This is a genomic window from Mycobacterium sp. 23 (genome assembly GCF_048287075.1).
GTDB lineage: Bacteria > Actinomycetota > Actinomycetes > Mycobacteriales > Mycobacteriaceae > Mycobacterium > Mycobacterium gordonae_B.
Window position 1 is genome coordinate 1111662 of record NZ_JBLVUX010000005.1, and the last position, 12684, is coordinate 1124345.

The window sequence follows — 12684 nt, forward strand, 5'->3', positions numbered from 1 at the left end:
ATGGGTTACCACAGCGTGCCGGACCTTCGCGCCGAGCAGCAAGGGCCTGTACTGGGTTTGACCCTGGACCGCGCCGACCGCCGGAATGCGGTCAACGACGAGATGCTCGACGCGATGATCGGACATTTTGCGGCTGCGGGCACCGACGAGGCGGTACGGGTCATCAGGATCGACGCCGAGGGGCCGGATTTCTGCGCCGGGTCCGACCTGATCGCCAACAACACGCGCTCGGAGCGCAAGCCCAGGGTGGGCAGCACCCAGCGTCGGCTGCCGAACAAGGCCAACCGGCTCATCCCGCTGATGCTGGAGACCCAGGTGCCCATCGTCGCCGTGGTGCGCGGCTGGGCGGCGGGCCTCGGATTCCACATTGCGCTGGCATCGGACTTCTGCATCGCCGCCGACGACGCCCGGTTCTGGGAGCCATTCATGGCCCGGGGCTTCACGCCGGACAGCGGCGCCACATGGTTGCTGCCCCGGCTTATCGGGCTGGTTCGTACCAGACAACTACTGATGCTGGGCCAGGAGATCACCGGTGCGACCGCGGCCGACTGGGGGATCATCCACGGCAGCTGTCCGCCTGACGATTTGGGTCTGCTCGCAGAGCAGCTCGTCGCACAGCTCGGCGAGGCACCAACGGTGTCCCTGGGACTCACCAAGTGGCTGCTCCAGACCGGCAATGGGCTCGATCTTGATCGCCATCTGCAGAACGAGGCATTGGCTCTGGAGCTGTCCAGCCGCAGCGAAGACTTCAAAGAGGGCCTGGCGGCCTTCCGCGACAAGCGCGACGCGAAGTTTCAGGGTCGATGATGGCGCTGCCGATCACCAATTCGACCAGCACTGCCGAGGCAGTCGCGGAGGCGCAGCGCTGGATCGAGGCCGAGGTTCCCGCAGCCTGGCGGACCGCCGCGGCCAAGAGTCCCGCCGCCTTGCGGGCGGTGCGCAGCCACGCGGATTACCAGCGTTGGTATCCGGTTTTCGCCGCCTCCGGCCTGGTGGTGCCGACGTGGGCACCCGAGTATGGCGGCCTCGGTCTCGGTAACGAGGTCGCCAGCGCGATCGATCGGGTTCTGCGTCCACTGCGGCTGTTCCGGTTGAATCCGTTGGGGCTCAACAATGCCGCCGCGGCGTTGTTCAGCCACGGCACCGAAGCACAGCGCTTGCGGTTCCTGCCCCCGATCGTGCGCAACGACGAGAAATGGTGTCAGCTCTTCAGTGAACCGGGTGCGGGCTCGGATCTCGCCTCGCTCGCAACGCGAGCCGTCCGGGACGGTGACAGCTGGGTGATCTCCGGCCAAAAGGTTTGGACCACCTGGGCCGACGAAGCCGACTTCGCGATCCTGCTCGCGCGCACCGACCCCGACGCGCCAAAACATAAGGGCATCAGTTATTTCCTGCTGGAGATGCATCAACCAGGCGTAGAGGTGCGACCGCTGCGCCAGATCACCGGCGAAGCGGAGTTCAACGAGGTCTTCATTGACAACGCACGAATCCCCGATGAGCACCGCGTGGGTGAGATCAACGACGGATGGCGCGTCAGCGCATCGACATTGTCCAGTGAGCGCCAGATGGTTTCGGGCTCCGGGTCAGGCGGCACGGGCCGGCTCGGTGGCTCCGGCGCCACGCGCCTGATCACCCTCGCACAAGAAACGGGGAAATGGGCTGACCCGTTGGTCCGCAACAAGGTCATGCGCCTGTGGTCACAGGAGCAGATCCGTGGCTGGACGAACGCCCGTGTCCGCGCAGCCCTTTCCGCAGGCCAGTCCCCCGGTGCGGCGTCCTCGATCGGCAAAGTGCACCAGGCCACGCTGAACCAGCAGATCCAGGACCTCATGGTCGACCTGCTGGGCATCGACGCGGTCGCCTGGCCCGCCGCCGACGACCCAGACGTGCTGCCGCGCGACGTCCGGGGAATGCTGCGCAGCCTCGCCAACGGAACCGAGGGCGGCACCACTGACATCAACAAGAACATCCTCGGCGAACGGGTACTCGGATTGCCCAAAGAACCCGACCAGTGGAAAGGCAAGCCCTGGAAAGACATTCCCCGCTCGTGAGCAAGTACCAGCGCCTGGTGGTAGAGAAATCCGACGGCATCGGCTGGCTGATCCTGAACAGGCCGGACGCCGGGAACGCGTTCGACGCGCTGATGCTCGACGAACTCGAGTCCGCCTGGGCCGACCTTGACGCCGACCCCGATGTCCGGGTGATCGTCAACACCGCCAACGGTCACGCATTCTGCACCGGAATGGACATGCTGCAGGTGGCGCGGGACAAAGAGACGATGCGACGGCATTCACGCCGGACCAGAGATGCCGAGTTGAGGATCTCATCCTGGCACTGCGGTGTGTGGAAGCCGGTGATCGCGGCCGTAAACGGGGTGTGTGCGGGCGGTGGTCTACACCTGGTGGCCGATGCCGACATCGTGATCGCTACGGATGAGGCGACGTTCCTCGACCCGCACGTATCGGCCGGCCAGGCTGTCGCCTACGAGGCGATCACGCTGGCGCGCAAATCCCCGATGGAGGCGATCACCCGGATGGCGTTGTGCGGCAGGGGAGAACGCATCTCGGCGCGGCGCGCCTATGAGCTGGGCATGCTGTCCGAGGTGGTGCCGGCCGACCAACTCCGCGCGGCGGCCGGCCGGCTTGCCGCCGCGATCGCCACGAATTCGCCGACCGCGATGCGGGCCACCAAGGTGGCACTGTGGAACTCTCTGGAGGTCGGCATGACGCAGGCCCGCAACGAGGCCGCGGACGAGATCTGGCGACTGCGTAATCACCCGGATCACGGCGAAGGTGCCCGGGCGTGGCAAGAGAAGCGCCCACCGAAGTGGCAACCGCTGTCCGACACGGTGGAGGTTTTATGACCTATCAGAGACTGGTCGTCGAGCGAAGCGGACCGGTGGGCTGGATCATCAACAACCGGCCGGACCGGCTGAACGCTTACGACGCCGTGATGCGCGCCGAATTCCCCAGAGCCTGGGCGGAATTGAACGCCGATCCGCAGGTGCGGGTCATTGTGCACACCGGGAACGGGCGCGCCTTCCAGGTGGGCGCCGACGTCGCTGAGCTCGACGGTGAGGCCGTGCTGCAGTTCCAGGAGACCATGCGGACGTTGGACCTCAAGTTGACGGCGTGGCACTGCAATGTCGAGAAACCCGTCATCACAGCGGTCAACGGGGTGTGCGCCGGCGGCGGATTGCACTGGGTGGCCGACGCCGACATCGTCATCGCGTCGTCGAACGCGAGCTTCGTCGATCCACACGTGTCGATCGGTCAGGTCAGCGCCCTGGAGACGATCGCACTGATGCGCAAGATGCCGGCCGAGGCGGTCCTGCGAATGGCGTTGGTGGGCAGCCACGAACGGCTCTCCGCTCAGCGCGCATACCAGCTCGGCATGATCAGTCAGGTCGTCGACCCGCCCGAGAAGTTGCGCGAGGTCGCCCAAGAACTTGCGGAGAAGGTCGCCAGGAACTCGCCGGCCGCGATGCGCGCCACCAAGCGGGCCCTGTGGGGCGCGCTCGAACACGGCCTCACTGATGCCTGCCGCGCGGGCGCCAAGCACCTGACATCCATGTGGGGGCATCCGGACCAGAATGAGGGACCGCTGGCCTTCGCGGACAAGCGGACTCCGCGATGGGCCCCGTTGGAGGCGGACTCATGACGCTCGCCGACCTGCTCGAGGGCCTGCCTGTAATCGCGGTCCACCTGCCAGGCGCCGACGTACCGCGCGATGATCTGGCTGCCAGCGCCGCACAACTCGGCACCTTGCTCGCCGCAAGCGGATTGGCGAAGGGTCAGGTCGTCGCGGCAATGCTGCCCAACGACGCCACCACCATTGCCGCGCTGTTCGGCACGTGGCGCGCCGGCGGCGTCTACACCCCGCTCAACCCGCGGGCGCCCGACATCGAGATCGCGACCCAGCTGCAGACACTGCACCCCGTTGCGGTCCTCACTACTCCCCAACTGGCACAACGCTTCTCGACATCTGACCTACCGGTGATCACCGGTGAGGCGCTGCGATGGGCGACGGCCGCACCTTCCGACCGCCCGGCCAACTCGCCCGCCTACGGCGATGATGTCGCGCTGCTGCAGTTCACGTCTGGCACCACAGGTCCCCCCAAGCCGGTGCCGCTTCGCCACTCCACGGTGCTCGACCTGATCGACCGACTCCTGGAAAAGCTCCGGGGCGCGAAATCCGGCCCGGACAAAGCCAGCCGCCCGCCCATGCCGAACCTGGTGCCCCTGTCATTGTCGCTGTGGGCCGGCATCTACCAGGTGCTGTTCGCTTTCCGTGCCGGCTCGGGCGTGGTGCTGATGGAGCGGTTCGCGCCCGCGGATTTCGCGGAACTGGTCAAAAGGCACCGGTTGCGCTCCACCGTGTTGCCGCCCGCTGCGCTGACGATGGTCCTGCACGACGAAACCGTGACCGACCTGTCGCCGCTGAAGATCGTTCGGTCGATCACCGCTCCCCTGTCACCCGTTCACGCGGGCCGGTTCCGGGACAGGTTCGGGGTGATCGTCTTGAACTCATACGGCCAGACCGAGCTCGGCGGCGAGGTGGTCGGATGGTCGGCCGGGGACGCCCGGCAATGGGGTGAGACCAAGCTCGGTTCCGTCGGACGTCCCCTGCCCGGCATCGACGTGACCATCGTCGACGACGAGGTGATGGTGCGCACGCCGACGACGGCGGCCCGCAAGATCGATCCGGCCTTCCTGGACCGGCTCACCGACGACGGCTGGTTTCACACTGGTGACCTGGGCTGGTTCGACGCCGACGGGTTTCTGTGGCTCGATGGCCGGGTGTCGGACATGATCAATCGCGGCGGGCTCAAGGTCTTTCCGGGGACCGTCGAAGACGTGCTGCTCAGCGCCGACGGTGTCCGCGAAGCCGCGGTGGTGGGAATCCCCGATGAGCGCCTCGGCGAAGTCCCCTGGGCGTTTGTCGCACGCGCCGATGACGGATTGTCCGAGGAAGTTCTGATCGCCTGGTGTCGTGAGCACCTGACGCCATACCGCGTCCCTGCTCGAGTCGTGTTCGTCGAGAAGTTGCCCCGCAACGAGGTCGGCAAGGTGGTCAAACGAGAACTGGCAACGCTGGCCGACACATGACCGCGATCGTTCTGGGCCCGGCCGAGTTGCTCTCGAGAGCACTGTCCGACGAAATAGCCGGCGTGACCGTCGTCGATGTCATATCAGATGCCGGGGCGACGATGTGGAACGCTCTCGTCGCGCTGCAGGCGGCGCGGCTCGCGCTGACGCCACCGGGCGGGCAGATAGTCGTGGTTCTCCCGACCATCGGTATAGCGGGCTCGGCCGGGTTGGTGGGCTACACCACCGCCGTCGAAGGCATCCGGGCGATGGCCAAATCCGCTGCCCGGCAGTGGCTTTCAGAGGGAATACGGGTGAACATGGTCGGTGCACCCGTCCGGATCTTTGCGCCCGGACTGGCGGGTTGCGACGAACATCTGACCGCGGCGGCGGTAGAGGACGACTCGGGTCTCGTCCACTCCGTCGTAGCCACCACCAAATTCCTTCTGCGGTCCGACATCACGCACGTAGTCGGCGAGACCGTCATCGTGGACGGCGGCTCGGTGATGTTGCCGTGAGACTTGAGGGCCACACGGTACTGGTCACCGGCTCGGGGGCCGGAGTCGGACGCGGTATCGCCATGGCTTTGGCGGCCGAAGGCGCGCACGTGGTCGTCGCTTCCCGGTCCGGGTCGGGGCGCATTGTCGCCCAGGATATTACCGACCGGGGACAGCGTGCGACATGGGCGTGCTGCGACGTTACCGCGCCGGACCAAGTCGCCAGCGCGGTTGCGTCCGCCCTCACCGAGACAGGACGACTAGATGCGGTGGTGCACAACGCCACCAGCAACCGGTCCAGCCGGCCGCATCTTCTGGCGGAGGTCGATCGCTCGCTGTGGGATGAGCACTACTCGGTGTCCCTCGGCGGAGCGCAGCACTGCGCGGCCGCGGCTTACGGTGCGCTGAAGGTGCGTGGCGGCACCTTCCTCGTCATGACGTCGCCGGCAGGTATCGAGGGCAGCGCAACGCTGCCCCTCTACGCGACGATGAAAGGCGCTCTCCGAGGCTTCGCCAAAAGTCTGGCCCGCGAGTGGGCGTCATGCGGAATAACTGTCAATGTGGTCTCGCCGCTTGCCTATTCGCCCGCGATGACCGCCGCGATCGAGGCGGATCCGGCGATGGAGGCGCGCCTGTCGCGGCGAGTTCCGCTGGGTCGCGTCGGTGATCCCGAATGCGACATCGGATCGGCCGTCGCGTTCCTGGTCGGCCCGACGGCCCGTTACATCACCGGGCAAACCCTGGGGGTGGACGGCGGCCACTTCATGAGCCCGTAGACCCGGGATACCACTGTTCTGCTATGTTGAGAATCACGATTCTCAGGTGGGTGGAGGTGCTGATGAGCGACGAGAAAAAGATGGAAGTGTGGGATGCGGACAATCACATGTACGAGACGATCGACGCCTACACGCGGTACTTACCGGAGAAGTATTCCGAAGCACTGAAGTTCGTCGATATCAACGGCCGGCAGAAGCTCCAGATCCTCGGCGTCGTCACGGAGACCATACCGAACCCGACCTACGAGGTGATTCCTACGCCGGGTTCGTGGGCCGACTACTACCGGGGGGTCAACCCGGAGGGTAAGACGTTGCGCGAACTTGCCGAGCCGATCCGTTGTCCCGACGAATTCCGGCGTCCCGACCTGCGCCTGGCGTTGATGGACCGCCAGGGTGTCGACGGCGCGGTGATGTTCCCTACCACGGCGGGCATGCTCGAGGAGCGCACGAAGTCCGACACCGAACTCACCCACGCGGTCACCCATGCCTTCAACCGCTGGCTGTTGGACGACTGGACCTTCAACTACGAGAACCGCATCTTCGCCGTCCCCGCAATCTCGCTCAACGACGCCGCCAAGGGCGTCGAGGAGCTGGAGTGGTGCCTGAACAACGGAGCCAGGACAGTGCTGATCCGGCCCGCGCCGGTGCCGCGCGGCGACGGCACCTCGCGGTCACCCGCGCTGCCCGAATTCGACGACTTCTGGCGGCTGGTCGAATCGTCGGGCATCTCAGTGCAGATGCACAACTCCGACGCCGGATACGACCGCTACCTCTCCGATTGGGAAGGTGGCAACGAGTTCCAGGGCTTTCAGCTGACTAAATTCCGCGGCTTCATCTATGAGGAGAGCCGCCACATCTTCGACACGCTCGCGGCCTTCATCGCCCACGGGGTGTTCGAGCGCTTCCCCGCCCTACGCATCGGTGTGGTGGAGAACGGTGGGGCGTGGGCGAACCGGCTGATGGACGCGTTCGACCGGGTGTACCGCAAGAAGCCGAAGGACTTCAGCGACCATCCCTGCGACGTCTTCCGTCGGCATGTGTGGGTCAACCCCTTTCACGAGGAGGACATGTCGCACCTCATCGACATTCTCGGCGCGAATCGGGTGATGTTCGGATCGGACTACCCGCATCCGGAGGGCCTGGCCGAGCCGGCAGAGTTCGTCAAGGAACTTCAGAACCTGCCGGAGGCCACCACGGCACGGGTCATGGGCGCCAACCTCAAGGAACTCATCGGCATCTGAGCGAGGCAGCCGGGCTCCGGTGGAATTCAGGAGCCGCCGAAGCGGGCCCGCAGTTCGTTCTTGAGCACCTTGCCGGTCAGGTTGCGAGGCAGCGCATCGACGATTTCGAGGCGCTCAGGCGTCTTGTGCTTGCTCAGCCCCTGCGCCTGGCAGTGATCGAAGATCGACGAGAGCGTAACCGTCGCGCCCGGGCGCACTACGACGACAGCGCAAACCCGTTCTCCGGTAAGGGAATCTGGCACACCGATCACCGCCACGTCTGCGACGGCGGGATGAGCGGCGAGCACGCCCTCGATCTCCAGCGCCGAGATGTTCTCCGCGTTGCGAATAATGGCGTCCTTGATGCGTCCGGTCACAACCACGTGCCCCTCGGCGTCGATCAGCCCGCAGTCACCGGTTCGGAACCAGCCTTGCGCGTCAAAGGCATTGGCATCCAGGGACGCATCGACATAGCCGAGGAAACATTGCGGTCCCTTGAGCCGAAGCTCCCCCTCCGCGCCGACGCCCACCTCCCGCTCCGCCTCGTCGACGACCCGCACCGAAACCCCGGCCACCGGTCTTCCGACGGTTCGATCAGCAAGTTCGGGTGCGGCGTCCGGCGTCTGCGATGTAGCGACCGGAAACTCGGTCAAGCCCCAGGAATTGGCAGCACCGTTGACCGAAAAGGTCTCTCTCAGTTGGCGTCCCAACTCGGCGGTGATGGGCGCACCCCCACCCACGCATCCCCGCAGCTCGGGATAGAGCGGTTCGTCACCGTGCCTGCGCTGCGCCGCCATGAAGGCGACGAAGAAGGGGGTGGCGCTGCCCAGCAGAGTCGGGCGGTGCGCCGCGACCGCGAAAGGGGTCTCGACCGGATCGAAGGCGTCGAACAGCACCAGGCGCATCCCGGTGCGCAGGCCCGCGGCGAGCATGGCGGCGCCCCCGATGTGGGAGACCGGGAACGCGATCGGGTTCACGTCGTCGCTCGATGCGCCCACGATCCCGACCACGCCCGCCGAGCCGGCGATGACCGAACGGTCGCAGTGCCGTGCCCCCTTCGGCGCCGCGGTCGTCCCGGACGAATAGTAGATCCACCGAGGTTCCTCGCCGGTGCCCGGCGGCTCCGGCAGCGCCGCCGGGTCGCCCGCGGGCAACCGAAGCTTGTCGTCGATCGGCGCGTCGTGGTCTATGACGACGACTGACATGGGCTGCTGATCGGCGAGCCGACGGGCAAGGTCAGCGTGGTCGAAGTTCCGCCACAGCCCGGGAACGATGAACACCTCGGTCTCGAGTTGCCCGGTCACGAACCGCAGTTCGCTCTCGCGCCAGATGGGTAGCACCGGATTTTGCACGGCACCAAGACGGGCGAGCGCCACCATGACCACCATCGTCTCCAGCGTGCTCGGCAGCTGCCACGACACCATCGTGCCTGCGCCGATACCCCGCTGCGCCAGGGCCGCTGCGCAGGTAAGCGCGGCGTCGCGCAACTGTGCGCAGGTCAGTTGGCGCCCGTAATCATCGGCCAGGACGATCCAGTCGGGATGCGACCGGGCCGCGGCATCGACCAGGCCCCAATAGGTCTCGGCGGTCGGCGGTGTGCTCATCGACTCGGCAGCAGCAGACGGCGTTTGGCGAGAATGTTGCGCATCATCTCCGAACTACCACCCGATATCGTGTAGGCGCGCGACCACAGCCAGCATTCGCGCAACCGTTCTTTGGCCTGCCGCACACCATCATGCGCGTCCCCGACCACTGTCGCAGACGCCGCCAGCTCCGCGCCATAGGCCGAGACTCGGTGGTAGGTCTCGGCGAAGCTCAACTTGGCGATCGAGCCGTCGCCTGGTTGTTCGTCGCCCGATGTCAGCCGCTCCACGTGGTCGTCGATGAATGCCTTGGCCACTTCGACCTCGACAGCCAACTCCGCCACCTGCTGGCGGATGTCGGCGGACTCCAGTGCGGGCACGCCGTCGACGTGCGCGTGGCGAGCGATGACGACCAGGTCATCGATCAGCAGCTCCAGCAGGATGACATTCCCGCCGATGCCGAATCGCTCGAAGTCAAGGCCGGCCATGATGATTGACCAACCCTGCCCCACCTCGCCGATCAGGCTGTCGGCCCCGAGCCGTACCCCGGTGAGGAAGACCTCGTTGACCTCGATCGCATCCCCGATCGTCCGGATCGGACGGACGTCGACACCGTCCGCCGCCAGCGGCACGGTGAAGACCGACAGGCCATGGTGGCGGGAGGACGCCGGGTCGGTGCGGATCAGGGCAAGCCCCATGTCCGCCCAGTGGCCGTCGGTGATCCAGGTCTTCTGCCCGTCGATAAGCCAGCCGCCGTCGTCTTGCCGCACACCGCGGCTGCGCACTCCCGCGATGTCGCTGCCGGCGTCGGGCTCGCTGAGCAGCTGGCACCAGACATGCTCGCTGCTGCGGATCGGTGGCAGCAGCCTTTGCTTCTGCTCTTCGGAACCGAAGTGCAGCAGCACATGCGCGGCCAGGTTGACCTGGTCGACAGGGCGCGGCGCGCGGGCCCGCAGAATCTCCTCGCTCACAATGCGGTCGTGCAGCGGGTGGTGATCGGCGCGACCACCGTACTCGACCGGCCAGTCCGCACCCACCAGCCCCGCCTCGAACAGGCCGGCGAACCAGCTGCGCAGCAATGCCTCCTGTTCGTCGGTCTCCGGCGCCCGATGTCCTTCGCGCGCCTCGATCGCCGGTGCATGTTCGGCGATGTGGGCACTGACCCGTTGCCTGAATTCGGCCAGCTGCGCCTCGCTGGGCCGATCCCCGAAGACGCTCACCATCCCGATTCCTCCGCCAGCAGCGCCCGGCTGGACCGCGCCGTTCCGATCAGGTGTGCATTGGTGAAGACGCGGCGCAGTTCGTAGTGCAGCGGATACTCCCAGGTGAAGCCGATCCCACCGGACAGTTGCATGCACTCGTCCACGGCGGCTGCGGCTTTCGCCGCTACGAACGCGTGCGCCGCCGCGGTCAGCGCGGTCGCCCGCTCGTCCCCGGCCTCGATTGCCCGAGCCGCCCTGGTGATCACGGCGCGCGCTTTGACCTCGAAGGTCAGCAGCTCGACGAGCCGGTGCTGGATCGCTTGAAAGCTCGCGATCGGCGCGCCGAACGCCACCCGCTCCCTGAGGTAGGCCGTGAGCCGCTCCAAAGTCATGGATGCGGCCCCGAGAGAGTCGGCGGATACCAGCAACCGAGCAATCCCGAGTAACTGCGCGGCCCGCTCGGGTGATCCGATCGAGACGCCCGGCGCGTTTGCGAGATCAATCCGCCATACCGTCCGGGTGACGTCCAGTAGATCGCCGTCCGGCGTGAACTGCCGCCGATTCAGGTCGCGATGCAGATGAACTCCGTTGTGGCCCAGAGTAATCACCAGGTCCGTCTGGTCGCCGCGAACGACCCGTGCCGAGTCGCCGGCCAGGCTGCAGCCCGCGGTCACGGCTCCGGTGAGCAGGCCGGGCAACAACGGTTCCCTGACCTCATCGGGCGCCGAGGCAACCGCTGCAGCTGCCACGGTGGTGCCCAACCACGCCGATGCGTCCTGCGCTCGCCCGAGTTCCTCGGCTATGACGCACGTTTCGACCGGACGCCGGCCGGCACCACCGAGCACCTCATCGACAAGTAACCCCGTCCAGTCCATCGCCGCGAGGTCCTTGACGGAGCCCTTCTCTGCCCGTTCGGCGAGAAATTCGCGCGCCGACGCCCGCAGCAGGTCGAGCTCGACGTCAGATGAACTCTCGCCGGGCACGCCGCCTCAACTCCGAAAAAGCAACTGCTCGGCGTTGTCGCGCATGATCCGCCGCTTGACGACGTCGTCGAGGGGGTCTAGCAGCTTCACGAAATCGGCCGGCTCGGCCATGCCTTCCGCGTGCGGGTAATCCGAGCCCATGACCAGGCAATCGTCATATCCCATACTGGCGACGACCGCTGGGATGTCGTCCTCGGGGTACGGCACGACACGCACATGGCGGCGGAAGATCGCCGACGGCCGCTCGGTCAGCTTCCCCCCGATCCACGGGCCATTGCGGCCCATCCCGCGGCTCTTGTCCATATGCCTGACGAAGAACGGCACCCATTCCGCCCCGTGCTCGGCAACGAGAACGTTCAGGTCCGGAAATCGACCGAAGAGATTGTCGAAGATCAGCGCGGACAACGTCTCCTCGATCGGCCGCTGGCCGTAGACGTTCATCCACTGCCACGCCGACATGTGCCATGAAGCCGGGTCTGGGCTCTGTCCCCACGCGGGTGAGATCGCAGTGAAGTACCAGAACGGCATGATGTGAAAAACCAGGATGCAGCCGGCCTCCTGCAGACGTGCGTAAATCGGGTCGAAGTAGGGGTCACCCGGTGAGCGACCGTACGCCGGCCCTGTCGGCAGCAGCACGAACTTAGCCCCCTGCGCAATGATCGCCTCAGTCTCGGCGATGGCAGAATCCAAGTCACGCAACGACATCAGGGCCGTTGCGAAGATCTTCTCGTGGTAATTGAATCCCCACTCTTCGTCAAACCACCGGTTGAACGAACGAAGATTGGCATAGAGCGCCGCCGTGTCGTCGACGTAGTGTTCAGCGGCCAGGGCCATACCGCTCGGATAGATGACCATGCGCTCGACGTTCTGCTCCGCCATGACGGACAGACGCGCAGTGCGCTCGACGAATTCCGGCTGCATGGGTTGCGGTTCGTAGGATTCCTCGGGGTTGCCCGAGCCCATCTGCCGCAGCATCTCCTTCAGGGAACCGGGCCGGTAGGCGACGTCGAGACCCAGTCCCCCCTCACTGTTGAACGTGGCCACCCGGTGCCCGGCCAGGATCACCTCGACACCGTCCGCTCCCCGCACGGTCGTGATAGCCCGGTCCCGGAACTTCTCCGGAAGGTAGCGGGTGAACGCGTCCCGTGTCTCGTAGCAGTGGGTATCGCAGTCGAAGATCCCGTAGTCGAGTTTCGTCACCCCGTGACTCCTTAAGCGAGAATGATTATTCTCCAATTTCAAAAATCATACTATCCTGATCCGGTAGGGGTTATTCAGGCTACCCAGAGCCGGGATTCCGAGTAAGGGCCGCGGGGGTCGACCGTGACGGCACCCA

General features: G+C 66.0%; 12 protein-coding genes. 8 read left to right on the forward strand and 4 right to left on the reverse strand.

Annotation, left to right across the window (positions count from 1 at the left end; genetic code table 11):
- Genes ACNQS7_RS06180 through ACNQS7_RS06215 form a run of 8 tightly spaced genes read left to right on the forward strand, consistent with a single transcriptional unit; the run spans window position 1 to window position 7601 of the window.
- Complete coding sequence (locus ACNQS7_RS06180; protein ID WP_418011865.1) at window positions 1-807, forward strand: enoyl-CoA hydratase/isomerase family protein; 807 nt, start codon at window positions 1-3, stop codon at window positions 805-807.
- Window positions 804-2051, forward strand: a complete 1248-nt coding sequence (locus ACNQS7_RS06185; protein ID WP_418011866.1) for an acyl-CoA dehydrogenase family protein — start codon at window positions 804-806, stop codon at window positions 2049-2051. The genes ACNQS7_RS06180 and ACNQS7_RS06185 overlap by 4 nt, the downstream gene beginning before the upstream one ends.
- Window positions 2048-2863, forward strand: coding sequence for an enoyl-CoA hydratase/isomerase family protein (locus ACNQS7_RS06190; RefSeq protein WP_418011867.1), 816 nt, complete (start codon window positions 2048-2050; stop codon window positions 2861-2863). The genes ACNQS7_RS06185 and ACNQS7_RS06190 overlap by 4 nt, the downstream gene beginning before the upstream one ends.
- Window positions 2860-3660, forward strand: a complete 801-nt coding sequence (locus ACNQS7_RS06195; RefSeq protein ID WP_418011868.1) for an enoyl-CoA hydratase/isomerase family protein — start codon at window positions 2860-2862, stop codon at window positions 3658-3660. Before ACNQS7_RS06190 ends, ACNQS7_RS06195 begins: the two co-directional genes overlap by 4 nt.
- The gene (locus ACNQS7_RS06200) at window positions 3657-5108 is read left to right on the forward strand and encodes a class I adenylate-forming enzyme family protein (RefSeq protein WP_418011869.1); all 1452 of its coding nucleotides are present in this window, start codon (window positions 3657-3659) and stop codon (window positions 5106-5108) included. Before ACNQS7_RS06195 ends, ACNQS7_RS06200 begins: the two co-directional genes overlap by 4 nt.
- The gene (locus ACNQS7_RS06205) at window positions 5105-5605 is read left to right on the forward strand and encodes an SDR family oxidoreductase (RefSeq protein WP_418011870.1); all 501 of its coding nucleotides are present in this window, start codon (window positions 5105-5107) and stop codon (window positions 5603-5605) included. The genes ACNQS7_RS06200 and ACNQS7_RS06205 overlap by 4 nt, the downstream gene beginning before the upstream one ends.
- A complete protein-coding gene (locus tag ACNQS7_RS06210) occupies window positions 5602-6360 on the forward strand; it encodes an SDR family NAD(P)-dependent oxidoreductase (RefSeq protein ID WP_418011871.1) in 759 nt (252 codons plus the stop codon). Before ACNQS7_RS06205 ends, ACNQS7_RS06210 begins: the two co-directional genes overlap by 4 nt.
- Window positions 6361-6416: 56 nt before the next feature.
- Window positions 6417-7601: an amidohydrolase family protein gene (locus tag ACNQS7_RS06215; protein WP_418015905.1), complete on the forward strand. Its 1185-nt coding sequence runs from the start codon at window positions 6417-6419 to the stop codon at window positions 7599-7601.
- 26 nt (window positions 7602-7627) lie between these two features.
- Here ACNQS7_RS06215 and ACNQS7_RS06220 read toward each other — a convergent pair whose 3' ends face one another.
- Genes ACNQS7_RS06220 through ACNQS7_RS06235 form a run of 4 tightly spaced genes read right to left on the reverse strand, consistent with a single transcriptional unit; the run spans window position 7628 to window position 12548 of the window.
- Complete coding sequence (locus ACNQS7_RS06220) at window positions 7628-9184, reverse strand: class I adenylate-forming enzyme family protein (protein ID WP_418011872.1); 1557 nt, start codon at window positions 9182-9184, stop codon at window positions 7628-7630.
- On the reverse strand, window positions 9181-10383 hold the full coding sequence (locus ACNQS7_RS06225; protein ID WP_418015906.1) for an acyl-CoA dehydrogenase family protein: 1203 nt from the start codon (window positions 10381-10383) through the stop codon (window positions 9181-9183). Before ACNQS7_RS06225 ends, ACNQS7_RS06220 begins: the two co-directional genes overlap by 4 nt.
- Window positions 10380-11348, reverse strand: coding sequence for an acyl-CoA dehydrogenase family protein (locus ACNQS7_RS06230; protein WP_418011873.1), 969 nt, complete (start codon window positions 11346-11348; stop codon window positions 10380-10382). The genes ACNQS7_RS06225 and ACNQS7_RS06230 overlap by 4 nt, the downstream gene beginning before the upstream one ends.
- A 6-nt stretch (window positions 11349-11354) precedes the next feature.
- On the reverse strand, window positions 11355-12548 hold the full coding sequence (locus ACNQS7_RS06235) for an amidohydrolase family protein (RefSeq protein WP_418011874.1): 1194 nt from the start codon (window positions 12546-12548) through the stop codon (window positions 11355-11357).
- Window positions 12549-12684 lie beyond the last annotated feature (136 nt).

Coding starts and splice junctions, on each gene's coding strand:
- ACNQS7_RS06180 (WP_418011865.1), top strand. CDS start 1: ATGGGTTACCACAGCGTGCCGGACCTTCGCGCCGAGCAGCAAGGGCCT.
- ACNQS7_RS06200 (WP_418011869.1), top strand. CDS start 3,657: ATGACGCTCGCCGACCTGCTCGAGGGCCTGCCTGTAATCGCGGTCCAC.
- ACNQS7_RS06220 (WP_418011872.1), bottom strand. CDS start 9,184: ATGAGCACACCGCCGACCGCCGAGACCTATTGGGGCCTGGTCGATGCC.
- ACNQS7_RS06205 (WP_418011870.1), top strand. CDS start 5,105: ATGACCGCGATCGTTCTGGGCCCGGCCGAGTTGCTCTCGAGAGCACTG.
- ACNQS7_RS06185 (WP_418011866.1), top strand. CDS start 804: ATGATGGCGCTGCCGATCACCAATTCGACCAGCACTGCCGAGGCAGTC.
- ACNQS7_RS06195 (WP_418011868.1), top strand. CDS start 2,860: ATGACCTATCAGAGACTGGTCGTCGAGCGAAGCGGACCGGTGGGCTGG.